The organism is Sulfitobacter sp. M13 (assembly GCF_053474885.1).
In genome coordinates, this window is record NZ_CM130281.1 from 1,272,529 (window position 1) to 1,298,237 (window position 25,709).

Below are 25,709 nucleotides of genomic sequence, written 5' to 3' on the forward strand. Positions count from 1 at the left end.
GAAGGCTGATGACAGGTCTATGTCAGGTTGATGTGATTGTCTCGTCCGACAGAGCCGTAGGGAGAACGGCTATCAAAAGGGAGAAGACAATGACAACTTTTAAGATGGGCCGTCGTGCCCTGATCGCGACGGCTGTCGCGACGCTTGGTTTTGGAACGTCTGCATTTGCGGACAGTCACCAAATGCTCGACAGCATCCATTTCCTGGTTCCCGGCGGTGCTGGCGGCGGTTGGGATGGAACAGCACGCGGCACGGGGGAAGCTCTGACGGAATCCGGGCTTATTGGTGCTGCGTCCTACGAGAACATGTCCGGTGGGGGCGGCGGAACAGCGATCGCGTATCTGATCGAAAACGCCGAGAGTAACTATGGCACGCTGATGGTCAATTCGACCCCGCTAGTCATCCGTGGCCTGACGGGTGAGATTTCGCAGACCTATCGCGATCTGACGTTGGTGTCGGGGACGATCGGTGATTATGCGGCCCTTGTGGTTGGCAAAGACAGCCCGATCAACTCGATGGAAGACTTCCTCGCGGCCTATGACGCGGACGCTGCTGGCACGCCCATCGGTGGCGGGTCTGTTCCCGGCGGCCTTGATCACGTTGTTGCGGCAATGGTGATGCAAGCAGCCGGGCGCGATGCGCTCGATGTGAACTACATCCCCTATGATGCAGGCGGCACCGCGATGGCAGCGTTGCTATCGGGTGAGATCAAGGCGCTGTCCACGGGTCTCTCCGAGGCGATTGATCTGTCCGAAGCGGGCGAAATTAAGATCATCGGCGTTACATCCCCAGAACGCGTGCCGGCGTCGCCAGAGTCGATGACGATGATGGAGCAAGGCATCGACACGACGTTCGTCAACTGGCGCGGCTTCTTTGCAGCACCGGGTCTTCCAGCAGAAGATCTAGCGGCCTATCAGGATGTGATCAAAAAGATGTATGACACCGAAGAATGGGAGGCCGTGCGCGCCCGCAACGGTTGGGTCAACATCCACAACCCCGGCGACGATTTCCGGACATTCCTTGATAACCAAGAGCAGGTTATCGGTGATCTGATGCGCCAACTGGGCTTCTTGTAAGCCTAATAAAGCGGGCGGCGCATAGGCTGCGCCGCCCGCTTTAACTTTTAAATTTGGGGGGATTGGTCGCATGGCCTTGGATCGTTGGATCGCTCTTGTTCTGTTGAGCACTTGTTTACTTTATGGCTACGTCGCGTGGTTCACGATGGACGCCAATTTGGCGCCTTTTATGCAGCGCAAACCAGTTTGGCCCAGCTCGTTCCCGAAAATCCTGTCGATACTCGGCACTGTGCTGTCGCTCGTCATTCTGCTTGGCCTTGAAAAGGGAGAGCAAGTGATCGGCGAGATCGATCACCGCCGTCTGACGGATTACAAGCTCGGGCAGGCGGTCTTGATGCTGGCGTTGATGGTGGCCTATGCGCTGTGCCTGCGCCCGTTGGGGTTTCTTGGATCAACCACCGTCTTTCTGGTCGCCGGATCGTTCATCTTGGGTGAACGCAGATGGCATGTGATGATCCCTGTGTCGCTGCTGACGGCGGGGACCATCTGGTATCTAGTGCAGGAAATCCTCGGGATTTTTCTGCGCCCATTGCCATTCTTCTTGGGGAACTGATCGCATGCTCGAAGGAATACTGATTGGCCTGCAAACGGCCCTGTCTGTCCAAAACCTTGCGATGGTCATTGGCGGCTGTCTGATCGGCACGTTCATTGGGATGCTGCCGGGTCTCGGGCCGATGTCGATCATCGCGATCATGATCCCGATTGCCATTTCACTGGGTGATCCATCCGCTGCGCTGATCCTGCTCGCAGGGGTGTATTACGGCGCGATCTTTGGCGGGTCGACATCGTCAATCCTGCTTAATGCGCCCGGTGTCGCAGGGACCGTTGCCTCCAGCTTTGACGGCTATCCGATGGCGATGCAGGGCAAAGCGGGCAAGGCGCTGACGATCGCGGCCATCGCCAGTTTCGCGGGCGGCACGGTCGGTGCTATATTGCTGATGATTTTTGCCCCGATGCTAAGCTCTGTCGCGCTGCTGTTCCACTCTGCCGAATACTTCGGACTGATGGTCGTCGGACTGTCGGCCATCGCGGCCTTTGCAGGAAACGGTCAGGTCGCCAAAGCGTTGCTGATGACGGTGCTGGGTCTGATGATGGCAACCGTCGGTCTTGGGTCGTTGTTCAACATGCCCCGCTTTACCGGCGGCATGATGGAGCTACAGTCGGGGTTCGGATTTGTCACCTTGGCGATGGCGATGTTTGCTCTGCCAGAAGCGATATTTCTTGTCCTCAAGCCTAAGAACATGGGTGACAGCGGTGGCGAAATCAAAGATTTGCGCATTACCCGCGCAGAGGCTCGCGCCATAGCACCTGTCATCGGTCGCCAATCCGTTCAGGGGTTTTTCATCGGTGTTCTGCCAGGGGCTGGGGCGACAATCGCTTCGTTCTTGGGCTACGCCGTCGAGCGTAATATCGCGCCAAAACACGAGCAGGACGAATTCGGCAAAGGGTCGATCAAAGGTCTTGCTGCACCCGAAACCGCCAACAACGCCGCGTGTACCGGATCGTTCGTGCCATTGCTTACGCTTGGTATCCCGGGGTCTGGCACGACGGCCATTCTACTGGGTGCGTTGATCGCGCTGAACGTCACACCGGGGCCACGCCTTATGATCGACGAGCCGCAGATTTTCTGGGCTGTCATCATGTCCATGTTCATCGGTAATTTCGTCTTGTTGATCCTGAACCTGCCGCTGATCCCCTATATCGCCAAGGTCCTCGCAATCCCGCGCAATTATCTGATCCCGTTCATTTTGTTTTTCACTTTGATGGGCGCGTATATAGGTCAAAACAACGCTACCGAATTGCTGCTGCTGGTCGCCTTTGGGGTCTGCGGCATTGCGCTGAAATTCGCGAATTTTCCGCTGCCACCCTTGCTCATCGGCTTTATCCTGGGCGGCATGATGGAAGATAATTTTGCCCGTTCAATGCAGCTTTATGGCGGGCTATCTTTCATTTGGGAGCGTCCGATGACATTGGGGCTTCTGATCGTTGCGGTCTTGCTGGTTCTGTTGCCGGGTATCCGCGCGCTGCGCCTGCGGGCGAAGGGCGTCTGAAAAGAAGTAGAACAGGCGCGTGCTCGTGCCTGTTCTACGTGATTTCGCAACAGGCCAAAATAGAAACAGAGAATGGGTTCCCCCATTCTCTGTTCAAAGCACCCTTCGGTAGTACGAGGTAAAACCTACCGAAGGTCTAGCCTGGTTTTAGAAGCCCAGGACCAGCGAAACGCCCAGTGTATTGTCGGTCGATTTCAGACCGGCAGACGGGTCGGTGTTGTAGTCTGTGCGATAACTCACGCGTGTCGACAGATTGTTCGACATCTTGTAGTTGATGCCTGCATCGTTCGAGAAGATCGTGTTTGCATCCGATCCAAGAATGTCGGTGTCATTGGTGAAAGAAACCGTATCTGTCAAAGCGTAGAAATAGCGCGAAGACACAATAAATCCGAATTCAGTATCAGATACGCCAGCTGCGTCTTTGTAGTAACGCGCACCGGGGCCTGCTTGAACGCGCCATGTGTGGTCAGGTTCGTTCAAGACCCGGTAGCCGGGGCCAAAGCCAAGGAAGGCATCGGTTTCTGTGCCGGGGATAATCGCGCCTGTGTTGTCTGTGAGCAGGCCATCATACTGGAAACGGCCAATCCCGAACATGTAGAATTCCGGTGTGAAGTAACGGCTGGCTTCATATGTGCCAAAGAACTTTTCTTCGTTCTTAATGCCATTGGCTTCGCCGTATTCCACGGCGAACCCGACAAGGTGGTTCCAGTCGCCAATACCGTAGGTCAGCCGGCCAGCGCCTGCCAATTCACCGTTGTCGGTGTTGCCGGATGTACCGGACGCAGAGAGCGCAAACGAACCGCGCCAGCCTTGGGCCACGCCATTTGCGCCAAAGCGATCTGCGTCTTGACCGCGACGCTGGTCGCGCTCGACTTCGGTTGTGATGTCGTCGATTTGGTCATTCAAACCGGTTACGCCGGTCAATGTGCTTTGGGCTGATACAGGTGCAGCAATGATCAGCGCCAGAGTGGAAACTGTGGCAAATTTTGCGAGAGTGTTCATGGGTCAATCCTTCCCCAAAAGAAGTGATCCGAACCGGGAATGGTCCGAAAGCATCTCTGCTGGATCAGGGTTTAACGTCACAGTTAAGGTGAGGATAATTCAATTTAGTTATACATAAAACGATAATTAGTCGTTTGTAATTTGGGGAGGTAGCACCGGTTCATAATCCTCCATGGCGGATAATTCGTCTACGAGATATTCCTGATCTTTTTCAGCCGCATGCACGACGGCCTTCAATGTCGTACGGGCCAACTCGGCTAGATCAGCATCAATGTCCTCGCGCCAAACGATCCAAGAAGGGTAATGAAACCGTGGCGCGTCCGCCACAATGTAAAGCTTTTCTTCGTTCAAATAGCGCCTGACCGATCTGGCGGGCAAGAAACCAGCCGCATGCCGGTTGACGATATACTCCATCGCCAAGGCACCCAACGCCAGTGACTGGCCAGAATCCGTAAGATGAGGGAGAGCAATCGCAAGCGCGTGGGTGAACTCTGGTCCCCAATCCACGGCAACATACCCGTCGAGGTTTTCCAGCGTCGCGTTGGGATAAGAGGCAACAAGTATCAACTCATCGTCCAATGCCGGTTCAACGATCAGGCCGGGCCGAAGCTGGGGCGTGTATAAGAGTGCTGCCTGAACCACGCCCTCAACAAGAAATCGTGTGATGCGGTCTGGCATGCCAACCTCGCCATGCACACTAAGCTCGGGCATCCTCGTTTGTAGCGCATCGAGCCAGCGAAAGCCCAAGCCCGGCCAAAGCGAATATTGCGCGCCGATACTGAGGGCGCGCGAATACCCATGCGGGATGGAGATTTTTTGCCGCGCTTCCTCCCAGATTTTCAAAAGGCTCAGCGCATAGGGCTCGAACTGTTGACCCTCGGCCGTCAAGACTGCACCCGCCTTGGATCGGATGAACAGCTGGTGCCCCAAACTATCCTCGAGACGCTGAATGCGCAGGCTGATGGCCGATTGCGTTACAAAAAGCCGATCTCTCGCGGCAACGAACGAACCTGTGTTGGCAACCTCAAGGAACGTTTTGATCAGGGTAATATCCATCGTCAATCCATAAGCTAAACTTGCCTCAAGCATCATTCTTATTCGTTATTGGAATGGCATAAAAGTCCTTATGTAGATGTCAGCAAGGCGAAGAACGGAGATTCGGGTATTCGAGCCCAAAGGGTAGCTGCTGCTGCCGCTTCCTTTCCGGGGGGTCGCTTTGAAGGATAGGCCAAGGCCTGATGCACAAAAGGAAACTGAGTATGTTGAATTCAAAAGTAGTACTTATCGCCGCAATGATCGGCGCACTGGCAAGCCTCTCGGCCTGTTCCACCGAACAAGTCGTGGACAACACCGTGGGGGCAACTGGTTTCGTCGCTAAAACTGCGGTCAAAGGCACTGTTGGCGCGGGCCGATTGGCCGTCAAAGGTGTCAAAAAGGTCTCGGGCACCGAATAAGAAGACGCTCTCAATCTGATAAACGACGTTCTGAATGGCGCGCTGAAAAGCGTGCCATTTTTGGTTCTGAGACGCATGACTTTCAATATCTGAGCGCAGCGTCAGTGGTTACACACAGGGTATATGAACATTAATTTGCGTGTATATTGGGGCAATAAGGTCTTCAAATGAACGCGCGATCCGCAGATGGGGTGGTATGAAGACAGGGCTGTCGGATTGGGCTTTACGCGATGGACTGTGCATCGAGGCTACGGAAGGTTGACCGCATGAAGCCCTTTGCAGACCCCGCGCGTATTGCCGCCGCTATTGTTGACCTCGCCGCAGCGCGAGGCGCGGATAAGACGATTTGCCCCTCCGAAGTTGCCCGCCATCTTGGAGGGCAGGACGAGGCGGCGTGGCGGCCTTTGATGGATCCTATACGCGAGCAGGCGATCAAGCTGGCCGACGAGGGTGCAATATTGATCAAGCAAGGTGGCACGCCGGTCGACACCAAGGACCTTAGCGGAATCTACCGCATCGCCATCGTTAAGGACACGCGTTAGTCGCTCGGAAGGCTGCGCCACCAATCAGCATAGGGCGAATTCTTGGGGTGGTGACGGTTCACGTCCGGCGCGCCGTCGTCCCACCAGACCGGCCCCCGTTCGCCGAGCGCAACCTTTGCCGCCTGCACCTGCTTGCGCGCCTCTCTCAATTCATCATCGGATTTTGCTGTTTTTACCAAAGACCGCGCCTGCATAAGCCGCTTTACCTGCGCAGTGCGTTCCGCCTCGGAAAGGGCAGGGTCGGTGCAGCGCCACAAGCGGTCCTTCACCAGAAAATAACGACCGTCCGGGGTCACGGGATAGGCTTTACCGGCCATCAGAAACTGCAAAAATGTGTGTCGTGGTCCGAAACGGGCGCATCGCCAAAATCAGCTTGATCCGGAATCCGACCAAAGGCGATTTTGGCACCCAGATAGCCGCCCGGCACGGTGCTGCGCGGGCCGAGTGAAATCGCATCCGGCCCATGGGTCGCACGCAATCTGTCCATGACATCGCTCACGTCCTCCCAGCGGTTTTGTTCATCACGCATTGTGCCATTGCCGGTGTCGTGGTCGCTGAAAAGATCCTCGGTCATGTTCTCATCGCTTACCAATCCATGCAACATCACACTGACCGATCTTGGCCGGAAGGGTAGGGCGGCACGCGCAGCGGTCAGCGCTTCGTTAAGAGCAGTGAGAAAACGGTGATCGTCCCGCGCAGGGAGAAATTGCGCTTCCCACCCCCAACGAAGGTCGGCTTTGCCTGTGCGTGACATCGGGCGTTGCCCGCCGCGAAAACCCAGCGACAGCTTGGTTGCTCGCAGATTAGCGCGCCGCAGCCGACGGCCTGCGCTGATCGTGAGTTGCTGCGCACATTCGCGCAGCTTATCGGGGTTACGCCAATCTGCCGGCAACATCCGGCTGTGCCCAAACATGCGCTTAACCGTGGCTGGGCGTTCCGCATGCGTGCCATGAAGCTCGCACCAGAACCGCTCTCCCTCGACGCTGCCCCAAATCGCACGCGCCTGTTTCGGGGCAAGACGCCAAAGCCCCTCAAAATCCGAAATACCGGCGGCGTTCAGACGTGCCTCCATGCCCTGTGAAATTCCTGGCAACTTTCGCAGTGCCAAATGCACCAACTGATCCGGTAGCGCAGTGGCTTCGATCAGGGCGAAACCATCCGGCTTGTTCATTTCGGCCCCGATCTTAGCCAGCGTTTCAGTGGGGGCCATCCCGATAGAGCACGTCAGCAAATCGCTGAAATTCTTCGCCAAGGCCCGTTTGATGCGGCGCGCCAGAGCTTCGCCCTCGCGTGCCTCACTGGGCAGCAGATGGCAGACCACCTCGTCAATCGACCGGACCTTGGCCACGGGCAGGCAGGTCTCTATGACCTCCAAAATGCGATTGTGCAGGCGTACATAAACATCATGCCGCGCGACGACAAAAATCATGTCAGGGATCAGTGCCCGCGCCTCTGACATTTTTGCCATAGACTTTAGCCCGAGCGCCTTTGCCTCGCGGCTGATTGCAATGCAGCCCGTATGAGGCGAATCGAGCGGGATCACCCCCACAGGCTTGCCGCGCAGGTCGGGATTGAAATACTGCTCTGCCGTCGCAAAAAAGCTATCGAAATCAAGGTATAGCCGTTCCACTGCGTGGGTTTGGCCTCGAAACTGATACGTCATTTGATGCTACTCTATAATCACAGGAACATTATAGGAACATATCTGCCGAGCGCCAACCCCATCGGGTGGGCGGACTGAAACCTGAGTGAAGTTCAGGGGCCGCCCACCAGCTCGCTCAACAGTATCCACAAGCGGCCATGACCGCCTTGCGAAAGGCGATGTGATACGCCGCCTGTTTGAGGGTGTTGTCGAATAGCACGGTCAGAATGGCGCGGGCACCGAGCGTTATTCCTCCGCGGCGATGGCCAGCACCTCTATAAGATAATGCGGCTGCGCCATGCGTGCTTCGACGCAGACACGGGTTGGCGGCACAACGGACGAGACCCAATCGTCCCAGACCGCATTCATCCCGGCGTAATCGGCCATATCCGCAAGCCAAATTTGCACCGAAATGAGGTTCTCGCGGCTGGTGCCAGCCTGACCAAGAAGCTCATCGATCTTGGCGAAAACGTCGCGCGACTGAACCGCGATATCGCCCTCTTTCAACTGTGAAACCTGACCGGCAAGATGCACTTGGCCGTTGTGAATGGAAATTGCCGAAAAGCGAGCCGAGCCGCCGATTTTTCTGAGGCTGTTTGTCATGAAGTGTTCCTTGCAACTATCTGACGCCATGTAGACAGGAGGAGTATGTTCAGGCAAAGTTCATTATCTGAAATCTACTTCAGGGAATTTGAAATTGGCGATTAAGATCGAAATGCTGCGCTGCTTTTGCGCAGTGGTGGAACAAGGCAACCTGAACGATGCCGCATTGCAGTTGGCGCGCACCCCTTCGGCGGTGTCGATGATGCTCAAGCAATTTGAGGAACATGTGGGCGCGGCCCTGTTCGAGACGGCGCGAAAAGCGCGGCTGACACCTTTGGGTGACATGATCTATAGCGAGGCTCGGCGCGAGATCGATCACTTCGGGCGGACTGTTTCGGCCATTGAGGGGCTATCGCGTGCCGAAGAAGGACAGGTGCGGCTGGCGGTGACGCCCTCGGTGGCGACTGTGGTGCTGCCCGCTGTGATCCGGCGTTTCCGCCGCGATCACCCCAAAGTACGCATCGACATGCGCGACATGGACAGCGCGGCCGTGCAGCGCGAGATGGAGGCCGAACGCGCCGACATCGGGCTGGGCAGCATCGCGGGTGGGCCAGATTTTGATCGCAAGCTGCTTTTCTCTGATCCCTTCGGCGTGGTCTGCGCGCCGGAAGATGCGCTGGCGCTGCGTGGGAAGCCTGTGATTTGGGCTGACCTCGCAGCGCGTGATTTCATTACACATAGGCTGTGCCATCTCATCGAGGACCCGGAGTTTGCCCCCATTCTCGACGCAGCGGCAATGTCGGTGCCCAATACTGCGTCATTGCTGGCGCTGGTGCGCGGTGGGGTTGGGCTTACCTTGCTGCCGCGCCGTGCGGTGCCAGAGGACGATCCGAGATTGGTATTTCTGCCGCTCGCGCAGAGCAATGCACATCGTCATCTTTACCTCGTTTCCCAACCCCGCCGCCTCTTGCCGCCAGCAGCACAGGCGTTCTTGGCAGCGCTCGAAGCCGAACAGGCGGGGCAGTAAATTCAATTTTCCTGTAGTAAATTCAATTTAATCGAATTTGATTGAATCGTCATATTCAGGCTTACTGTCGCCAAGCATCCGGGACACCCCGGCCAGACAGGAGACAGCCCAATGAACGTCATGACGGACCTCAATCGCAATTACATCGCAGGCGCGTGGGTCGCGGGCACCGCAGAGATCGAGAACCGAAACCCGTCGGACCTGACCGAGATTGTTGGCCGCTATGCACAGGCCAGCGCTGCGCAGCTTGACGAGGCATTGAGCGCGGCCCGACGGGCGCAGGCGATTTGGGCAGGTTACGGCCCCGAGCGCCGGCATGACGTATTGATGGCTATTGGCACCGAACTGATGCGCCGCGCCCCCGAGCTGGGCGAACTTTTGTCGCGCGAAGAGGGCAAGCCACTGGCCGAAGGCAAGGGCGAAGTCTACCGCGCCGGACAGTTCTTTACCTACTACGCTGCCGAATGCCTGCGCCAGATTGGGGACACGGCCGACAGCGTCCGCGCAGGCGTAGAGATCGACGTGCGGCGCGAGCCGGTTGGGGTGGTGGCTGTGATCAGCCCTTGGAACTTCCCAACGGCGACCGCGAGCTGGAAAATCGCGCCGGCCTTGGCCTATGGCAACGCGGTGGTCTGGAAGCCCGCCAATGTCACTCCCGCCTCAGCCGTGGCGCTGACCGAGATCATCAGCCGTCAGGATATTCCCAACGGCCTGTTCAACCTCGTCATGGGCGCAGGCCGCGAGATTGGTCAAACGCTGGTGGAAAGCCCTGCATTGGATGCGATTTCCTTTACCGGTTCGGTGCCAGTGGGGCGCGGGATCGCCGCTGCCGCCGTGCAGAACTTTACCAAGATCCAGATGGAGATGGGCTCGAAAAACGCGCTTGCTGTGATGGATGACGCTGACCTTGACCTCGCCGTCAGTCTCGCGCTTGGCGGTGCCTTTGGCGGGTCGGGACAGAAATGCACGGCATCCTCGCGGTTGGTGGTGCACGCGGCGGTGCACGACGTCTTTGTCGAAAAGCTGGTGGCGGGGGCCAAGGCCATGAAGGTCGGCCCCGCGCTGGCGGAAGGCACGCAGATCGGTCCGGTGGTCAGCGAAGAGCAGCTTCAAGCCAATCTCGGCTATATCGAACTGGGCAAATCCGAAGGCGCGGTGCTGGAATGTGGTGGCGCGCGGCTGAGCATGGAGACTGAGGGCTACTACATGTCCCCGGCGGTCTTCACAGGCACGACCAATGACATGCGCATCAATCGCGAGGAAATGTTCGCCCCCATTGCATGCGTCATCAAGGTCGGTAGCTATGCCGAGGCGCTGGCCGTGGTGAATGATACCGAATTTGGCCTGACTTCGGGCATCGTCACCCGCTCCATCGCGCGGGCCACGCATTTCCGCCGAAATGCCCGTACCGGCTGCGTGATGGTCAATTTGCCCACTGCTGGCACTGACTATCATGTGCCCTTTGGCGGGCGGGGTAACTCGTCTTACGGCCCGCGCGAGCAGGGTTCCTATGCCGCCGAATTCTACACCACGGTCAAGACCGCCTATATCGCCGCGGGCACGCCGGAGGAACTGGCGTGAGCTACCGCATCGACTGTCTGCAATACGCGAATTGGTCGGAGAAGGTCTTCCGCCAGATGCGCGAAGGCGGCGTGGATGCGGTGCATGTGACCATCGCCTACCACGAGAACTTCCGCGAAACGGTGCTGAACATCGAAGCCTGGAACCGCCGGTTCGAGCAGTTTCCGGACCTCATCTTTCAAGGCCGAACGGGCGATGATGTGCGCCGCGCGAAGGAAACGGGACGCACGGCGATCTTCTTTGGTTTCCAGAACCCCAGCCCCATTGAGGATGACATCGGCCTTGTCGAGATCGTCCACACCCTCGGCGCGCGCTTCATGCAGCTGAGCTACAACAACCAATCGCTGTTGGCCACGGGCTGCTACGAGGCCGAAGACCCGGGTCTGACCCGCATGGGCCGTGAAGTGATCGAAGAGATGAACCGCGTGGGCCTCGTGGTCGATATGAGCCATTCGGCGGACCGCTCCACCTTAGAGGCGATTGAGCATTCCGCACGCCCGACCGCAATTACGCATGCGAACCCGGCGCAATGGGCACCGGCACGGCGCAACAAGTCCGACGCGGTCATTCGTGCACTGACGGAAAGCGGCGGCATGATCGGGTTTTCGCTTTACCCGCATCACTTGAAAGACAAGAGCGCCTGCACCTTGCAGAGCTTTTGCGAAATGGTAGCGCGGACAGCCGAGATGGTCGGGGTGGGCAGCCTCGGGATCGGATCGGACCTTTGCCAAGATCACCCTGACAGCGTGGTTGACTGGATGCGTATGGGACGTTGGACCAAACGGATCGACTACGGCGAAGGATCGGCCGCGGCACCGGGGTTTCCGGACATGCCCGACTGGTTCCGCGACAACCTCGATTTTGGAAACGTTGAAACCGGTCTGCGGACCGTGGGTTTCGACGCACAGGAAGTGGCCGGGATCATGGGAGAGAACTGGCTGCGCTTCTTTGATCTGAGCTTTGGCACTGCGCGTAAGACGCAGGCTCGGCGGGCCGCGGAATAATCCGCAAGCCCGACGCATAACGACGAATTTCCTTCAGGGAGGATGGGATGACGGACCAAACACAAAGCCCGGTGGCGCAAACGCCAAGTGCCGGACATATCAACAAACCACTCTTTGCCATCACGGGAGGCTTCATCGCGGTCTTCTGCCTTCTGGCGCTTCTTGACCTCGAAATGCTCTCGGCCATTGTCGATAGCAGCTTTGCCTTCTCGGCCAAGTATTTCGGTCTCTATTGGCAGGTGCTTCTGCTGGCCACTTTCCTGATCGGGTTGGTGCTGATCGTCCTGCCGGGCAGTCGCGCGATCATGGGCGGGCTGGCACGACCGGAATTCTCGACCTTCCAATGGGGGTCGATGATCATGTGTACCCTGCTTGCCGGGGGAGGTGTCTTTTGGGCTGCGGGTGAGCCGATGGCGCATTTCCTGTCCTCGCCGCCGCTTTTCGGGGCCGACGCAGGCACACCCGAAGCTGTCGCGCCCGCGCAAAGCTTTATGCATTGGGGGTTCCTCGCTTGGGCGATCCTTGGTGCGCTGACCACGGTGATGCTGATGCATTACCACTATGACAAGGGCCTGCCGCTCGCGCCGCGCACGCTGCTTTATCCGCTGTTTGGCGAGCGTGCAATAAAGGGGCCGATTGGCTTGGCTGCAGATGCGTCCTGCATCATTGCCGTGGTCGCGGGCACTGTGGGGCCGATTGGTTTCCTGGGGCTACAGGTCAGCTACGGGTTAAACACGCTCTTTGGCATCCCCGACAGCTTTGCCACGCAGGCCTTGGTAATCGCGGCGCTGGTCGCGCTCTATACGATTTCGGCCATGACGGGGCTAACCCGTGGAATCCAACTGCTCAGCAAGATCAACGTGATCCTCGCTGCCGGGTTGCTGCTCTTCATGCTGGTTTTCGGCCCGACGGTCTTTATCTTCAAAAGCTACTTCGCGGGCCTTGGCTCCTACTTTGGGAACTTCTTTGGCATGGCGCTTTATCGCGGCGAGGCAGGGCTTTTCGGAGAACCGGGCTGGCTGGGCTGGTGGACGGTGTTCTTTTGGGGCTGGTTCATGGGCTATGGCCCGCTGATGGCGATGTTCATCGCGCGTGTCTCGCGAGGGCGGTCGATCCGGTCGATCATCGTGATGCTGTCGCTGGTCGCGCCGATCGTTACCACCTTTTGGTTCACCATCGTCGGTGGCTCGGGGATCGCGTTTGAACTTGGCAACACCGGCTCGGTCTCGACCGCCTTTGAGGGGTTCAACCTGCCGGCGGCCCTTCTGGCGATCACGCAACAACTGCCTTTGGGCTTCATCGTGTCGCTGCTGTTCCTGATCCTGACCACGATCTTCGTGGCCACGACGGGCGACTCGATGACCTATGTGATTTCGGTCGCCATGTCGGACGAGGACATGTCGTCGATGCCAGTCCGGGTGTTCTGGGGCATCGGCATGGGGCTGATGGCGGTGATCCTCATCTCGCTCGGCGCTGGCGGTGTCGGCAAGCTACAAAGCTTTATCGTCGTTACCGCGGTGCCGGTGTCGCTGGTGCTTCTGCCCTCGCTCTGGGATGCACTTCGCATCACCTTGGCCAAGGGTCGCGGCACGGCTTGAGAACGTCGCCGGGCGGCCCGAAATGGGGTGCCCGGCATGAGACTATGATATCATGCAAGAGGAGGCGCGTGATGAAACATGGCCAGCTCAACCCAGACCGCGTCGCCCTGCGCCCTGCACAGACCGTAATGCGGCTGGCGCGGATGGGATCGTTCCACCAATCGCGGCTGTCTTTCATGCGGGTGCTGCTGCGGCGGCTCAAGGCCGAAAACTGGCGCTTTGAACGTCGCGCCTTCGAGATTGACGCTCAAGGCGTGGGCCATGCGGTATATACCATGCACGGCCCGTCCCGCAGCTACAGCCTTGTCGCCTTTGCCCATGATCTGCCGCCCGAACAACGTTCCGACCGGGTGATCGCCACCGCTTGGGACACGACCTTTACCCTCTTCGATGGCCTGCCCACTGACGCCGACATCACCCGCCTGTCGCAGAATATCCCGCTGCAAGAGGCCGGACGGGTCACGACATCCGAGATCACGGTTTCCCGCGCGAACCGTTCGGTGCGCCTGTTCGATCATGTCGTCGATTGTCTGAGCCGGGGCGAACAGCCGCAGGCGGCGGACGTCGATGCGGTGGGCTACCTGATGCGCACCACGGCGGTCTACGGCTCCGGCAAGCTTGGTGCTGCAGACCGCGAGAGCATCGCCGACCGGCCCGAGTTTGCCGCGCCCTTCCAAGCCGAGATGCTGACGGTTTTCTTGATCCGTGGCTTCGTGCTTGATCTTGTCGAGCACCTTGGTGCACGTCGCGGCGGGGAGGGGGCCGTCAAACTTGATGGCGCCTTGCGCCGCCGCTTTGGCATCGGCAATTCAACGGGGCTCGGCATGGCGCCCTTCTTGCTGAACCACCCCATTCTGCTCAACAACTGGATCAAAGCACGCGAGACCGCGCTGGCCCGTGTGCGCGCTCTCCCCGTTGTCTCATCTGAAGAGACGGAGGCCTTTTTGACCATGCTGCGCCGGGGACGGCGCAACGTGGATGACTGGCATTCAGAACATCCGCTACAATGCGACAAGATTGCTGGGCTAAAGACAGACCTTGACCGGCTCGACGCGCATTTGGGAAGCGGCGCGCTTAATGCGCCAATGCCGTGGGATACGCTCTATCGCTGGGCCGAAGGCGCGCTGAGCCTTGAGGGGCAAGAGCTTCTCGTAGCGCTGATGATGGAACCTTACGGCGCGCTGGTCGACGACCTGCCCAGCCGGATGAGCGCGGATGAGGGCGCTGGGTTCCGCATCGACGGCAGCATGACCGCGGCCCAGTTGCGCGGCATCCTTGAGCGTGACTATGCTTGGGCGCTCAAGATCGACTGGGACAGCCCCGAGAGTCAGGCCAAGGCGTGGTATGTTTCCGCCGAGAAACTCGAGCCACGCTTGGGAGAGCGCCATCTGGAGCCGGTCGCGCCCTATGAACAGCCGCTGGCACCGGGTCGTGATGCGGCGATGTTGTTCAACCAACTCAGTGGCGAGCCTGACCAGATCCGCGTTGCGGATTTCCTCCTGCGCCATCCGGAGCATCGTCACATCCTGCGCCGCGTGCAGATTGTCGCCCGCCACCCCTATGCCGAAATCCGCGACAACACCGTCAGCGCCGATATCCTGCCCATCGACCTGTTGCGCGCCAAACTGTCTTTTTTCGGCGCCTGCCATTTCGACCCACGCTCAGACCGTTGGGTGCGGATCAACATGTTCCGCAACGCGCCGTTCCCGCATGAACTGGCCGAGATGGAGTTCGCTGGCTGGACCTATCCCGCTCTGGTGGAGGTGCCGGTGTGATCTGTTCGCTCAATGAAATCGAAGTCCTCGCACGTAAGGCCGCGCGGGGCGGTGGCATGAGCTGGGGGCTTGCCGAAGAGGCCGGCAAGGCGGTGCGCTGGCTCAGTGATAATGGGTTCCCCGGCCCTTGGCTGCTATCCGAGTTATTGCGCCAGAACGATGGAAAGCCTTATTCCGACCTCGCGCTGCAACAAGAAAAGGAGGGTATCTCGCGCGCGCGGAACGGTCTGCTCTGCCCGATTATTGCAGGCGCGTTGATTTGCGATCAGGCAGACGATCTGAAGGACGGAAAGGAACTACAACTGGGCGATGTCGCGGTGCCCCTTCTGCTGGCCCCCTTTGCCTGCGAGGCCGCCCGATCTGCCGGGGTCAGCGTGGCTTTGGAATGGGGCGGGGTCACTCTTAGTCTCGGAGACAGCACGCCGCGGATGAAGGGGGAAGAGGCTGTGCTGCTCGTGGCGGAAACGGGAATAGTTACCCTGTCCCGGACCATTGGACAGGCAGACGGGGCGGTTCGGCTATGTTCTGATCGTGATGTAACAAGAGAGACAATGCGTACGCTGGAAAGCTATGCGCACCGCACCTATGCCCCCGCCACCGCAGAAAGCCGCGCCGGGGCGGGTGCCGGGCAAGAGGGCGACTAGCAGTGTCGTCGCTGGGTAAATGAGCGGGCCTGTATTGAGGGGGTAACCCCCCATTTTCAAGGGGGGCCAGACGTAGAATTCAGGCGGTTTCTTCACCGTCTTCTTTACCGCGCTTAGGATGCCTGCGCTGCCAGCAAAAGAAGGCTTAGGCGGCGTCTTGCAAAGGCACCCGTTTATCTTCGATGCCAATTGGCACGACGAAATAGAATTCGCTCCCGACACCCTCGACACTGGTCACGCCGATATCACCGCCATGGGCCTCGACTATACCTTTAGAAATAGCCAAACCCAGTCCTGTGCCGCGGTGCTTTCGTGTGTCTGATGAATCGACTTGGGTAAATTTGTCAAAAATTCTCGTGCAATCGCCTGGTGAGATACCGCACCCAGAGTCCGCAACGTCAATCCGCACTGCCCCGATTTCCTTTCTAACAGAAACGAAAATCTTTCCATTTTTCGGTGAGAATTTGACAGCGTTTGAAAGCAAGTTTCGAACAACCTGGGCTATTCTGTCAGGATCAACATTGCCGATGAGCGGCCCGTCGTCCCCTGTATAGAAGTATTCTACCTCTTGTTCCGTATCATAGGACATCATGGTCTCGATTTCATCTCTTACAATGGAGACGATATCCGAAGGGCGCTTGGACACCTCAAGGTTTCCTGTATCAATTCTCTCGAAATCCAATAGATCGTTTACGAGCAAATTTAGAATATTCGAATTCTTTGCCGCCATCGCCACCAATCTTTCTGCGGCGACCGACAATTCAATTATCTTTCCTGATTTTAACATTTCGAGGGAGCCTTTTATCGACGTTAATGGCGTCCGTAACTCATGGCTAACCGTCGAAATAAATTCGCTCTTGCTTTTGTCAGAGGCCATTGCGCGTATCTGGGCATACTTTAACTGTTCATTGTTGTATTTGAGCCGCCGGAACATAAGCCATAAGCCAGCCGATGGGATGGAGAGTGCCAGCAGGATCATACCGGCCATCAGCACACCGACGAAAGCGTATTCAACGCGCACGGCCGCCGTCTTGCTCGTTTGGTCCATGTAGGTCTCAGCGATCGCGACCAGTCGCCCGCTGTCATATACCGGCAAATAGGTTTCGCTATATAAATCAGGCCGATTGGGCTTCGACCGCCCGTTCTCTACGGTAGTATAGGCCTCGCCGGTTTTCACAACGGATGCGGCAATTGCATTGTGCTTGCCCAGACTTTCGCCTGTGGCGGTGGGATCATCCGACTCAAAGCGGAGCACCCCATCGGGGCTGAAAATCTTGAATCGGAAGACGCCGCCAAAGCTGGCGAGATCTCGGAACGCGTCCCAATTTTCTGGTTTAATCGGCGCCCCGTCAGCCAAGGCAGCTATTTCAGGAACCTGTTTTACCGCAAATTCCGCCCACTCGAGCGACCGCCGGGACGCATCACGTTCCACCCCATGGTGAACCATAACGGTCGCGATCTGATAGGTCATAAACGCCAACAGGATAAAAAATCCGAAGGTAACGGCTATGATGAATTTTGGATCAATACGTGCGGGCACAGTTCCTGTTGGGGCGGTAATTCCGTTTGCGCTGGGGGGAGTGCTGTTAAATTTGCTCATGCACTTTTCCTAATGTCCAAACGCCGCTTTTGAGAGGAACTCAAAGCCCTGTCGTTTAGCATAAAATTTTACGCTTCTGCGTTACTTTTTAATTTAACCAACTTTTCTCCTAGTGGGCGAATTAGGCGAAATTGAGGCCCATAGGCGCTTAGTCTGGGCATCGGTGGACCTTTTGATCCACCACGCCCGCTGACATCAACAACCCAACGTTGGCGGGACGTTATATCGATGTATCCAAGATCGGCTGTGGGCCTTAACTCAGCACTCCTGAAACTGCAGTATTTTTGCAGCCGTAGAAATCTAGAGATGTCAGGGACGGTCCATCATGCTGATGTCTGCTTTTTATTATGGAAAATAAAGCCGATGAAGTTCAGCAAAAGCTGTGCGGCCAAGATCTGCGTGCTTTCAGAGGGATCATAGGCGGGGGCGACTTCGACCAGATCGATGCCGACCACATCGCCCCGCTTGCTGAGACCTTGAAGTATTTCCAATACGTCATAGTAGTGGAACCCGCCATGACTTGGCGTGCCAGTGCCCGGCGCGATAGACGGGCAAAACGCATCAATATCAATTGTGACGTAATAGCGAGCACCTTCCGGAATCCGCTCGAGAACCGACTGCGTGCCAAGCGCGCGCACTTGGCGCACAGACAAGATATCGGATCCCCGTGCGCGCGCATCAATGTAGCCTTCTCTTGCGGTCGAGGACACGTTGCGGATGCCCAATTGGGTCATGCCGGATACATAGTCCCTTTCTAAGGCGCGGCGCATCGGGTTGCCGTGCCCGTCGGTGACGCCCTTGCGTTCATCGACGAAATCAAGATGAGCGTCGATCTGCACCACATGGATCGGGCCGTTTTCGGCACAATTATCTTCAAAGGCTTTAATGCAAGGAATGTTGATCGAATGGTCGCCACCAATGGTCACGGGCAGGGCACCAGCGTCGAGAATCTTCTTAACCCCATAGGCAATATTGGCGTGGCTTTCGTCGGTTTTGGTATGGATGATATCGGCGTCCCCAATGTCCACGATCCGCACAGAGGCATCCAGATACGTCGCATCGTCTTCGTGATCATAGGCACCCGCATGACCAAAGCTGAAAAGCGTGGACGCTTCACGAACAGAACGCGGACCAAATCGTGCCCCTGACCGGAACTGACACCCGAAATCAAACGGTGCCCCTAGAACCGCAACATCAGCGTCGATCTTGTCCCAATCCTGCACGTAGGGCCTTTTGCCAAAAGTCGCGATCCCGACAAAAGGCAGGTCGAGCCGCCCCGTTTCATAGCTATGTGACGACATATTCTATTCACTTTCGATTGTTTGTTTTTCAAGGGGGGTGCGCTCCATCATGGATCGCCTTCACCGAAACAGGGCAGAAACCCTTGGAGGTTTCAATCTGCTCTCCATAATGTGCGCGCAGCATAATCGCACACAAGGAACGAATGCAGAAAGGATACGTTGTCTCCCTAGAATTCATTTGTAATCAGTACGGAGGCATTCATGACCGGCCAGATCACCACCATCAATCCAGCGACAGAGGAAACTCTGGAAACCTACACCCTCATGACCAACGACGAGGCGCGCGACGCCGTGCGCGGATGCCATGACGCTTTCCTTGATTGGCGGCTGAAATCGACCACGGACCGCGCCAAGATCATTCGGGCGATTGGTGAGGAGCTTTCCAATAGCAAAGAAGATTTTGCCCAGCTCATGACCCGCGAGGTCGGCAAGCTGATCGGCGACAGCCGCGACGAGATCGATCTGTGCGTGCAAATCTGTAACTTCACTGCTGATCACGGACCTGACGCGTTGGCCGACGAGGAACGCGATATTCCCGGTGGCACGGGTGTCGTCCACTATGCCCCTCTGGGCGTCATTTATGGTATCCAGCCGTGGAATTTCCCCTGCTATCAGGTGGTGCGCTATGCCATCTCCAACTTGATGACGGGCAACGGGGTTCTTCTCAAGCACGCGGAAAACTGTACCGGGTCGGGGCTTTTCCTGCGTGATCTGATGGAGCGAGCAGGCCTTCCAAAGAACCTCTTTATGGTGCTCTTGATTGACCACGACCAGTCCGATCTGGTTATTGAAAACGATCTGGTGCGCGGCGTGACCCTGACGGGTAGCGATACCGCTGGCCGGACCGTGGCGCAGAAAGCGGCGGAGCAGCTGAAAAAGTCCGTGCTCGAACTTGGATCGAACGACGCTTACATCGTTCTGGACGATGCCGATATCGATCTCGCGGTGGATACTTGTGTCACGGCGCGGATCTACAACAACGGCCAGACCTGCGTGAACGGTAAGCGCTTTATCGTTACGGCGAAAAATTACGACGCTTTCGTCGAGGGCTACACCCAGAAGATGAAAGCGATCAAGATGGGTGATCCGACGGACGCCAACACCGGCCTTGGACCAATGGCGCGCAACGATCTGCGCGACAAACTGGCGGAGCAGGTGGCAGAAAGCGTCAAAAAAGGCGCACGCGCCGTGGTCGGAGGCGAGACGCCGGACCGCAAGGGTGCCTATTACCCCGCGACCGTGCTGGTCGACGTGAAGCCTGGCCAGCCCGCCTATGACGATGAGCTGTTTGGTCCCGTCGCTTCCGTGATCCGTGCCGAGAACGACGAAGACGCCATGCGTATCGCCAACGATAGTCGTTATGGCCTTGGTGGTGGTATCTTCAGCCGTGACGAGGCGCGCGCACGCAAGCTGGCGAGCGAGCAGTTCGATACCGGTATGATCACGCTCAACGGGTACAATATTGCGCTTCCGAACATGCCATTCGGCGGTGTGAAGAACTCGGGCTACGGGCGCGAGCATGGCGGCTTTGGCATGAAGGAGTTCGTCAACGCCAAATCGATTTATATGACGGATCAAAAGGCGAAGTGATGGCGCATCATGACATCGATGTCGCTATCATCGGGGCCGGCACTGCCGGCCTCGCTGCCGAGCGGAGCGCGCGTCGCGACGGCGCGCGCACTCTCCTGATCGACGAGGCCTTCCGTGGCACGCTGTGTGCAAACACCGGCTGCATGCCGTCCAAGCTTCTTATCGCTGCCGCAAACGCGGCGCATAATGCTCGTGGCACGGGCGTATTCGGTGTTGATGTGGGACATGTCGAAGTCGACGGACAGGGGGTGCTAGAACGCGTCCGCCGCGAGCGTGACAAATTTGTGAGAGCAACGCGTGCATCGTTCGACACTCTGCCGGCTGGGACCTGTATTCAGGCACGCGCGCATTTCACAGGTCAGAACGCGCTTACCCTCGACAACGGCGACACGGTAAGCGCCAAGGCAATTGTGATCGCGACCGGATCTTATGCGCGTATTCCCGAGCCGTTCGAGGGCCTCGGCGATCTTGCCCTCACCAACGAGAGCGTGTTCGAGATGCAAGATCTGCCCGCGTCTCTCGCGGTGATCGGGGGCGGTGCGATCGGGCTGGAACTGGCGCAGGCTATGTCGCGGCTTGGCGTCGACACGGTTCTTTTTGATCATGGCGACACACTCGGCGGGGCGCAGGATTCAGACGTGCAGGCCGCACTTGTCGACATCATCGGGGAGGAGCTTCCGCTCCATCTTGGCGTCGACGTGAGTGTGGAAAAACTCGATGGTCGCGTGCAACTGTCGTGGTCCGGTGCTTCCAGCGGCATGCGCGCGTTCGACCGCGTTCTTGTCGCGACCGGCCGTCCGCCTGCCTTTGACGGTCTCGGGCTTGACGCGGCAGGGCTTGAGCTTGACGAACATGGTGTGCCGGTCTTTGACCGTACCACGCTGCAATGCGGCGACACGCCCGTTTTTATCGCGGGTGACGTGAACGCTGACGCGGCCGTGCTGCACGAGGCAAGCGACGAGGGAAGCGTGGCAGGGAGCAACGCCGCCGCTTTTCCGTCGATGGATGCCCACCCGCGTATGCCGACCTTCACGCTAACCTTTAGCGATCCGCCGCTCGCCATACTCGGCGAGGGGCCCGATGAGAACACGTTAACCGGCTGCGCCTCCTATGCAGATCAGGGCCGCGCCAAAGTCGAAGCGCGCGCGAAGGGTCTTGTCCGGCTTTATGCGGCGGCACCTGACGGGCGTCTGACGGGTGCCGAATTGTTTTGCCCCGGAGCGGACCACATGGCGCATCTGCTGATCCACGCGATCCAGCGCGGCGAGACGGCAAGCGACCTTTTGAAGATGCCGTTCTACCATCCAACCCTCGAAGAAGGGCTGAAATCGGCACTACGCGAGATCTGTGCTGCAACGCCGGTCGCCCTGCCGATCGGACGCGGTGCCAATGACCCGCCGGGGGCCTGAACCTTAGGTCACGATAGTCATCTCGTGCTGACATTGACTTGCCTCGCCTATTCGCGCGTGATCCGCGTCGAATGGGTGGGGCAGGAACTGCACACGCCGCATGAGCTTGTGCCCATGATCGTTCCGAGCAATTTTGGCGCACCGCGGTCAGGCACCCCACTCGGCGCGGGTGGCTAGATTATCGATTAAAAAGTCGATCAAGATCCGTGTTTTCGGGGTGAGCACGTTCGAGCGGGGATAGACCAGCCACAAAACCGAATTGTCGTTCAGCTTCCATTTCGGCAACACCCGTATCAGGCGGCCCGAGGCAAGCTCGTCAGTGACGCTCCAGAGCGAGTTGATCGACACGCCCGCACCGGCAAGGGTCGCTTCGCGCTGCGCGTCGCCGTCGTCCACGATGGTACGGCAGTTCATACATGCCGGATCAAGAAGCGCGGTCGCCCCCTCGGGTCCGATCAGTTCGCGTGGCTCTAGGTCTTTCCAGGCAGTGAACCGATGCCCATCAAGCTCTGCCGGGGTCTGCGGTGCGCCATGCGCTTCGATATAATCGCGAGAGGCGCATAACACGCGGGTGTCTTCCGCCAGCCTGCGCCCCTTGAGGCTGCTGTCTGTCAGGGGCGCGCTGCGTAGGGCAAGGTCAAAACTGCCCTCGATCGCATCGAAGCGGGTGTCGGATAGGCGGAGGTCCAGCGTCAGGTCTGGATACAATGCGTGGAACCTGGGCAACAAAGGCATGATATGCCGCTGCGCAAAACTGCTTGGCGCGGCAAAGCGCAACGTACCCTTCGGGCTGGTTTCACTGCCGCCAAGGACGGCTTTTGCTGCCTCTGCCTGTGCCAGAATTTCGCGGGCATAGGGAAGGAAATCGGACCCCTCGAGGGACAGCGACACCTTGCGCGTGGTCCGGTGCAGCAGCTCGACACCAAGCTCTTGCTCCAACTTGGCGAGCCTTGCGCTGGCCACAGCCGGCGCAAGACCAAGGTCCCGTCCAGCGGCAGAGATATTCAACCTGTCGGCGGCCATGACAAAAAGGCGCAGGTTGTCAGTATCCACGGTATTATCTCCAAAAACCGAATAATCAAATCCGAAAACTGCCGTATTTTTATGGTTTCGCAAGGGCTATCTGTCATTCAACAGAAAAAAGGACCAACACATGAAAGCCATCGGCTACAGCACAGCGGGCAACGCAGACACGCTCGAAATTATTGAAATGGACCAGCCAGTGGTCGGACCACGCGATCTTTTGGTCGCGGTCGAGGGGATCTCGGTCAATCCGGTGGACGTCAAACTGCGCGCCGGCGTAGAGCCTGAAGGCGCTGCGCGCGTGCTTGGGTTCGATGCGGCTGGCGTCGTCACTGAAACCGGCGATGAGGTGACAGGCTACAAGGTCGGCGACGCGGTATATTACGCCGGTGATGTCACCCGCGCCGGTACCAATGCCGAATTTCATGCGGTGGACGAACGGATCGTGGGACGTAAGCCTGCCAGCCTCGACTTTGCCGATGCCGCCGGACTGCCGCTTACGTCGATCACCGCTTGGGAAATGCTGTTTGACGCCTTTCGCCTGACCGAGGGGGGCGGCAGTGGCCAGACGCTACTGGTCATCGGCGGTGCCGGAGGGGTGGGGTCGATTTTGATCCAACTCGCCAAGGCGTTGACCGGGCTCACGGTTATTGCCACTGCCTCGCGGCCCGAAACGCAGGACTGGGTGCGCAAGATGGGGGCGGATCACGTGGTGGACCACCGTGGCGATCTGGCTGCGCAGGTGGCTGACCTTGGTCTTGTCCCCACCTATGTCGCCGCGCTGACCGCGACGGACCAGCACTGGCCCGCGATCATCGATCTGATTGCACCTCGCGGTCAGATCGCCTTGATTGATGATCCCGAAGCTCTCGACATCAAGGCGGCAAAGCCCAAGGCTTTGAGCATCCATTGGGAATTTATGTTCACCCGCTCGATGTTTGGCACTGAAGATATTTGTGCCCAGCGTGATTTGTTGAACCGTGTCGCCGAGATGATCGACGCAGGCACCCTGCAATCCACCGTCACCGAAAGAGGAGACGCCCTTACCATCGAAGCCCTGCGCGCCGCCCATCTGAAGCAAGAAAGCGGCCGCGTGATCGGCAAGCAGGTGTTGGGCGGCTTTTGAGCCGGCACTGACTGAAGGGCAGGGGTGCTGGTCCACATAGGGGCGTTTCCCTGCCTGAAGCGGTCGTGCCAAGCCACGAGGGTGACTTGGTTGATATGTGCGCTGTGGCCTTGCATCGCGAGGCCACGGGCCGGCGGTTTGCTGAGATGCGCAAGGTGGATGCGCGCGCCGCCGCTGCCAGTATTGTGTTGCAGATGGTCTCGTGAGATGAGCAGCAGCGGCGGGAACAGCATGTCCCACACCCGAAGTCCCACCGCTAACCGTGCATAGGAACAGTCAAATGTCAGACAAGAAATCTAACGGCCAGATCATTCGTCACGTCGTGTTTTTCAGCAGCAAAGACGCCAAGGATATTGACCAAATTGTCGAAGGTCTGTCCATGCTCGGAACCATCCCGTCGGTGAAGCATTTCGAGGTCTCGCGGAACAGGAATGAAGATCGCTTTGGCAATGACGTTGATGTGATCGTCTATGCCGAGTTCGAAAACGAGGCTGCGTTGACGGCGTATCGGGCGCATCAGATTTATCAAGACTGTATCGACATCGTCCGCCCGCTGCGTGAAATGCGTATCGCAGCTGATTTCTAAATGGCACACACCGCGCAAGGTCCGTCGATCCTGTTTGACCGGGGGCCGCTTGGAACCGGCTCTTGGTTTCATCGACCGGCACACCTCATCGAGGCTTGGCACCCCGACGAGGTGGCCGATACCCTGCGCGCGATAGAAACCGAACACAAATCCGGAAAATGGCTCGCAGGGACCGCGTCCTACGAACTGGGCTACGCGCTCATTCCGAAACTGCGCGGCAGATTGCCGGCAGATCGGAGCGAACCGTTGCTGCGCTTTGGCGTCTTTGATCGGGTTGATGCGCCGCCCGCGCCGGTTTCGACAGGCGACGCCAGCCTTGGACGTTTCAAACCTGAGTGGGATTTTCCAACCTACAAGACGGCTTTTGATGCCATTCAGAGCTACTTGCGCGACGGGGATATCTATCAGGCCAATCTGACGTTCCCTATGACGGCGACCTACGAGGGCCGTCTTGATCGTCTTTATGAGCAGCTGAAACAAAAACAGCCCGTGCCCTACGGTGCCTTTGTTGATCTTGGCGGCGCAAAGCTGTTGTGTCGTTCGCCCGAACTGTTTTTCTCGCTTTCGGCCCAAGGACAGCTGCGCACCCGTCCAATGAAGGGAACGGTCAACCGTGGCGCGGATGCCGCAGAGGATGAAGCGCTAAAAACGTGGCTGCGTGCGTCCGAGAAAAATCAGGCCGAAAACCTGATGATCACTGACCTTCTGCGAAATGATTTCGCCCGTATTTCAGAGATAGGCAGCGTACGGGTGCCGGCCCTGTTCGAAATCGAAAGCTATGCGACGGTGCATCAGATGATCTCGGAGGTGACGGCGACGATCCGTCCCGACTGCACACTGACTGATATCCTGACGGCTGTTTTTCCCTGCGGATCAATTACAGGTGCGCCAAAAATTCGCGCGATGGAGATCCTTTCGGACCTCGAAACGACGGCCCGCGACGCCTATTGTGGCGCGGTCGGATGGATTGCGCCCGATGGGACGATGGAATTCAATGTCGCCATCCGGACGTTAGCCTGCACCGCCGACGGTCAGGCAAAGCTGAACGTCGGCGGCGGGGTCGTGTACGATAGTACCGCCCAAAGCGAATATGACGAAGCGCTGCTAAAAGCGCGGTTCGCCCAGCTTTAGGGCA

The 25,709-nt window shown here is 58.1% G+C and carries 24 protein-coding genes; 16 read left to right on the top strand and 8 right to left on the bottom strand.

What is annotated here, in order from left to right:
• Nucleotides 1-89 precede the first annotated feature (89 nt).
• From ACVBAU_RS06035 to ACVBAU_RS06045, 3 genes are all read left to right on the top strand, one after another.
• A complete protein-coding gene (locus tag ACVBAU_RS06035) occupies nt 90-1,076 on the top strand; it encodes a Bug family tripartite tricarboxylate transporter substrate binding protein (RefSeq protein ID WP_335745232.1) in 987 nt (328 codons plus the stop codon).
• 70 nt (nt 1,077-1,146) lie between these two features.
• On the top strand, nt 1,147-1,629 hold the full coding sequence (locus tag ACVBAU_RS06040; RefSeq protein ID WP_448328461.1) for a tripartite tricarboxylate transporter TctB family protein: 483 nt from the start codon (nt 1,147-1,149) through the stop codon (nt 1,627-1,629).
• Nucleotides 1,630-1,633: 4 nt separating this feature from the next.
• Complete coding sequence (locus tag ACVBAU_RS06045; protein ID WP_273053637.1) at nt 1,634-3,127, top strand: tripartite tricarboxylate transporter permease; 1,494 nt, start codon at nt 1,634-1,636, stop codon at nt 3,125-3,127.
• A 147-nt stretch (nt 3,128-3,274) separates the two neighbouring features.
• Here ACVBAU_RS06045 and ACVBAU_RS06050 read toward each other — a convergent pair whose 3' ends face one another.
• Together ACVBAU_RS06050 and ACVBAU_RS06055 are read right to left on the bottom strand one after the other, a co-directional pair.
• Nucleotides 3,275-4,129, bottom strand: a complete 855-nt coding sequence (locus ACVBAU_RS06050) for a DUF481 domain-containing protein (protein WP_138923986.1) — start codon at nt 4,127-4,129, stop codon at nt 3,275-3,277.
• 126 nt (nt 4,130-4,255) lie between these two features.
• Nucleotides 4,256-5,185 (bottom strand): LysR family transcriptional regulator, encoded by a 930-nt coding sequence (locus ACVBAU_RS06055; protein WP_171048925.1) that lies wholly within the window; start codon nt 5,183-5,185, stop codon nt 4,256-4,258.
• 203 nt (nt 5,186-5,388) lie between these two features.
• Between ACVBAU_RS06055 and ACVBAU_RS06060 the strand changes: the two genes are divergently transcribed.
• Nucleotides 5,389-5,583, top strand: coding sequence for a hypothetical protein (locus tag ACVBAU_RS06060; protein ID WP_448328464.1), 195 nt, complete (start codon nt 5,389-5,391; stop codon nt 5,581-5,583).
• Between the two features lie 266 nt (nt 5,584-5,849).
• On the top strand, nt 5,850-6,125 hold the full coding sequence (locus tag ACVBAU_RS06065) for a DUF3253 domain-containing protein (protein ID WP_335745230.1): 276 nt from the start codon (nt 5,850-5,852) through the stop codon (nt 6,123-6,125).
• On the opposite strand, the gene ACVBAU_RS06070 is transcribed toward ACVBAU_RS06065, so the two are convergent.
• From ACVBAU_RS06070 to ACVBAU_RS06080, 3 genes are all read right to left on the bottom strand, one after another.
• Entirely contained in the window at nt 6,122-6,442 is a 321-nt protein-coding gene (locus ACVBAU_RS06070) for a hypothetical protein (protein ID WP_448328466.1), read from the bottom strand. The genes ACVBAU_RS06065 and ACVBAU_RS06070 overlap by 4 nt on opposite strands.
• Nucleotides 6,442-7,788, bottom strand: coding sequence for a Y-family DNA polymerase (locus tag ACVBAU_RS06075; RefSeq protein ID WP_448328468.1), 1,347 nt, complete (start codon nt 7,786-7,788; stop codon nt 6,442-6,444). The genes ACVBAU_RS06070 and ACVBAU_RS06075 overlap by 1 nt, the downstream gene beginning before the upstream one ends.
• 225 nt (nt 7,789-8,013) lie before the next feature.
• Nucleotides 8,014-8,370 carry a RidA family protein gene (locus ACVBAU_RS06080; protein ID WP_138923981.1) on the bottom strand — a complete coding sequence of 119 codons (357 nt, stop codon included), beginning with the start codon at nt 8,368-8,370 and terminating at the stop codon, nt 8,014-8,016.
• A 94-nt stretch (nt 8,371-8,464) separates the two neighbouring features.
• On the opposite strand from ACVBAU_RS06080, the gene ACVBAU_RS06085 reads away from it, so the two are divergent.
• The 6 genes from ACVBAU_RS06085 to ACVBAU_RS06110 all read left to right on the top strand — a co-directional run bounded on the left by ACVBAU_RS06085 (nt 8,465) and on the right by ACVBAU_RS06110 (nt 15,939).
• Complete coding sequence (locus ACVBAU_RS06085) at nt 8,465-9,337, top strand: LysR family transcriptional regulator (protein WP_448328471.1); 873 nt, start codon at nt 8,465-8,467, stop codon at nt 9,335-9,337.
• Nucleotides 9,338-9,457: 120 nt separating this feature from the next.
• Nucleotides 9,458-10,918 carry an aldehyde dehydrogenase family protein gene (locus ACVBAU_RS06090; RefSeq protein ID WP_448328914.1) on the top strand — a complete coding sequence of 487 codons (1,461 nt, stop codon included), beginning with the start codon at nt 9,458-9,460 and terminating at the stop codon, nt 10,916-10,918.
• Nucleotides 10,915-11,922: a membrane dipeptidase gene (locus ACVBAU_RS06095; RefSeq protein ID WP_448328473.1), complete on the top strand. Its 1,008-nt coding sequence runs from the start codon at nt 10,915-10,917 to the stop codon at nt 11,920-11,922. The genes ACVBAU_RS06090 and ACVBAU_RS06095 overlap by 4 nt, the downstream gene beginning before the upstream one ends.
• Before the next feature lie 47 nt (nt 11,923-11,969).
• A complete protein-coding gene (locus ACVBAU_RS06100) occupies nt 11,970-13,520 on the top strand; it encodes a BCCT family transporter (protein ID WP_448328475.1) in 1,551 nt (516 codons plus the stop codon).
• A 71-nt stretch (nt 13,521-13,591) separates the two neighbouring features.
• Nucleotides 13,592-15,295, top strand: a complete 1,704-nt coding sequence (locus ACVBAU_RS06105) for a hypothetical protein (protein WP_448328476.1) — start codon at nt 13,592-13,594, stop codon at nt 15,293-15,295.
• On the top strand, nt 15,292-15,939 hold the full coding sequence (locus tag ACVBAU_RS06110; RefSeq protein WP_448328478.1) for a DUF3726 domain-containing protein: 648 nt from the start codon (nt 15,292-15,294) through the stop codon (nt 15,937-15,939). Before ACVBAU_RS06105 ends, ACVBAU_RS06110 begins: the two co-directional genes overlap by 4 nt.
• A 145-nt stretch (nt 15,940-16,084) precedes the next feature.
• On the opposite strand, the gene ACVBAU_RS06115 is transcribed toward ACVBAU_RS06110, so the two are convergent.
• The gene (locus ACVBAU_RS06115; RefSeq protein ID WP_448328480.1) at nt 16,085-17,539 is read right to left on the bottom strand and encodes a sensor histidine kinase; all 1,455 of its coding nucleotides are present in this window, start codon (nt 17,537-17,539) and stop codon (nt 16,085-16,087) included.
• 323 nt (nt 17,540-17,862) lie between these two features.
• Nucleotides 17,863-18,840, bottom strand: coding sequence for an agmatinase (speB, locus tag ACVBAU_RS06120; protein WP_335745220.1), 978 nt, complete (start codon nt 18,838-18,840; stop codon nt 17,863-17,865).
• 201 nt (nt 18,841-19,041) lie between these two features.
• Between speB and ACVBAU_RS06125 the strand changes: the two genes are divergently transcribed.
• Both ACVBAU_RS06125 and ACVBAU_RS06130 read left to right on the top strand, forming a co-directional pair.
• Complete coding sequence (locus ACVBAU_RS06125; RefSeq protein ID WP_448328482.1) at nt 19,042-20,430, top strand: NAD-dependent succinate-semialdehyde dehydrogenase; 1,389 nt, start codon at nt 19,042-19,044, stop codon at nt 20,428-20,430.
• A complete protein-coding gene (locus ACVBAU_RS06130) occupies nt 20,430-21,839 on the top strand; it encodes a dihydrolipoyl dehydrogenase (protein WP_448328483.1) in 1,410 nt (469 codons plus the stop codon). Before ACVBAU_RS06125 ends, ACVBAU_RS06130 begins: the two co-directional genes overlap by 1 nt.
• A 147-nt stretch (nt 21,840-21,986) precedes the next feature.
• On the opposite strand, the gene ACVBAU_RS06135 is transcribed toward ACVBAU_RS06130, so the two are convergent.
• Entirely contained in the window at nt 21,987-22,892 is a 906-nt protein-coding gene (locus tag ACVBAU_RS06135) for a LysR substrate-binding domain-containing protein (protein ID WP_448328485.1), read from the bottom strand.
• Nucleotides 22,893-22,992: 100 nt separating this feature from the next.
• On the opposite strand from ACVBAU_RS06135, the gene ACVBAU_RS06140 reads away from it, so the two are divergent.
• From ACVBAU_RS06140 to ACVBAU_RS06150, 3 genes are all read left to right on the top strand, one after another.
• Nucleotides 22,993-23,988 (top strand): zinc-binding alcohol dehydrogenase family protein, encoded by a 996-nt coding sequence (locus ACVBAU_RS06140; protein WP_448328487.1) that lies wholly within the window; start codon nt 22,993-22,995, stop codon nt 23,986-23,988.
• A 280-nt stretch (nt 23,989-24,268) separates the two neighbouring features.
• Nucleotides 24,269-24,574, top strand: a complete 306-nt coding sequence (locus ACVBAU_RS06145) for a Dabb family protein (protein WP_206338714.1) — start codon at nt 24,269-24,271, stop codon at nt 24,572-24,574.
• Nucleotides 24,575-25,705 (top strand): aminodeoxychorismate synthase component I, encoded by a 1,131-nt coding sequence (locus ACVBAU_RS06150; protein WP_448328489.1) that lies wholly within the window; start codon nt 24,575-24,577, stop codon nt 25,703-25,705.
• Nucleotides 25,706-25,709: the final 4 nt, after the last annotated feature.

Coding starts and splice junctions, on each gene's coding strand:
- ACVBAU_RS06035 (WP_335745232.1), top strand. CDS start 90: ATGACAACTTTTAAGATGGGCCGTCGTGCCCTGATCGCGACGGCTGTC.
- ACVBAU_RS06040 (WP_448328461.1), top strand. CDS start 1,147: ATGGCCTTGGATCGTTGGATCGCTCTTGTTCTGTTGAGCACTTGTTTA.
- ACVBAU_RS06045 (WP_273053637.1), top strand. CDS start 1,634: ATGCTCGAAGGAATACTGATTGGCCTGCAAACGGCCCTGTCTGTCCAA.
- ACVBAU_RS06050 (WP_138923986.1), bottom strand. CDS start 4,129: ATGAACACTCTCGCAAAATTTGCCACAGTTTCCACTCTGGCGCTGATC.
- ACVBAU_RS06055 (WP_171048925.1), bottom strand. CDS start 5,185: ATGGATATTACCCTGATCAAAACGTTCCTTGAGGTTGCCAACACAGGT.
- ACVBAU_RS06060 (WP_448328464.1), top strand. CDS start 5,389: ATGTTGAATTCAAAAGTAGTACTTATCGCCGCAATGATCGGCGCACTG.
- ACVBAU_RS06065 (WP_335745230.1), top strand. CDS start 5,850: ATGAAGCCCTTTGCAGACCCCGCGCGTATTGCCGCCGCTATTGTTGAC.
- ACVBAU_RS06070 (WP_448328466.1), bottom strand. CDS start 6,442: ATGGCCGGTAAAGCCTATCCCGTGACCCCGGACGGTCGTTATTTTCTG.
- ACVBAU_RS06075 (WP_448328468.1), bottom strand. CDS start 7,788: ATGACGTATCAGTTTCGAGGCCAAACCCACGCAGTGGAACGGCTATAC.
- ACVBAU_RS06080 (WP_138923981.1), bottom strand. CDS start 8,370: ATGACAAACAGCCTCAGAAAAATCGGCGGCTCGGCTCGCTTTTCGGCA.
- ACVBAU_RS06090 (WP_448328914.1), top strand. CDS start 9,458: ATGACGGACCTCAATCGCAATTACATCGCAGGCGCGTGGGTCGCGGGC.
- ACVBAU_RS06100 (WP_448328475.1), top strand. CDS start 11,970: ATGACGGACCAAACACAAAGCCCGGTGGCGCAAACGCCAAGTGCCGGA.
- ACVBAU_RS06105 (WP_448328476.1), top strand. CDS start 13,592: ATGAAACATGGCCAGCTCAACCCAGACCGCGTCGCCCTGCGCCCTGCA.
- ACVBAU_RS06115 (WP_448328480.1), bottom strand. CDS start 17,539: ATGAGCAAATTTAACAGCACTCCCCCCAGCGCAAACGGAATTACCGCC.
- speB (WP_335745220.1), bottom strand. CDS start 18,840: ATGTCGTCACATAGCTATGAAACGGGGCGGCTCGACCTGCCTTTTGTC.
- ACVBAU_RS06125 (WP_448328482.1), top strand. CDS start 19,042: ATGACCGGCCAGATCACCACCATCAATCCAGCGACAGAGGAAACTCTG.
- ACVBAU_RS06130 (WP_448328483.1), top strand. CDS start 20,430: ATGGCGCATCATGACATCGATGTCGCTATCATCGGGGCCGGCACTGCC.
- ACVBAU_RS06140 (WP_448328487.1), top strand. CDS start 22,993: ATGAAAGCCATCGGCTACAGCACAGCGGGCAACGCAGACACGCTCGAA.
- ACVBAU_RS06145 (WP_206338714.1), top strand. CDS start 24,269: ATGTCAGACAAGAAATCTAACGGCCAGATCATTCGTCACGTCGTGTTT.
- ACVBAU_RS06150 (WP_448328489.1), top strand. CDS start 24,575: ATGGCACACACCGCGCAAGGTCCGTCGATCCTGTTTGACCGGGGGCCG.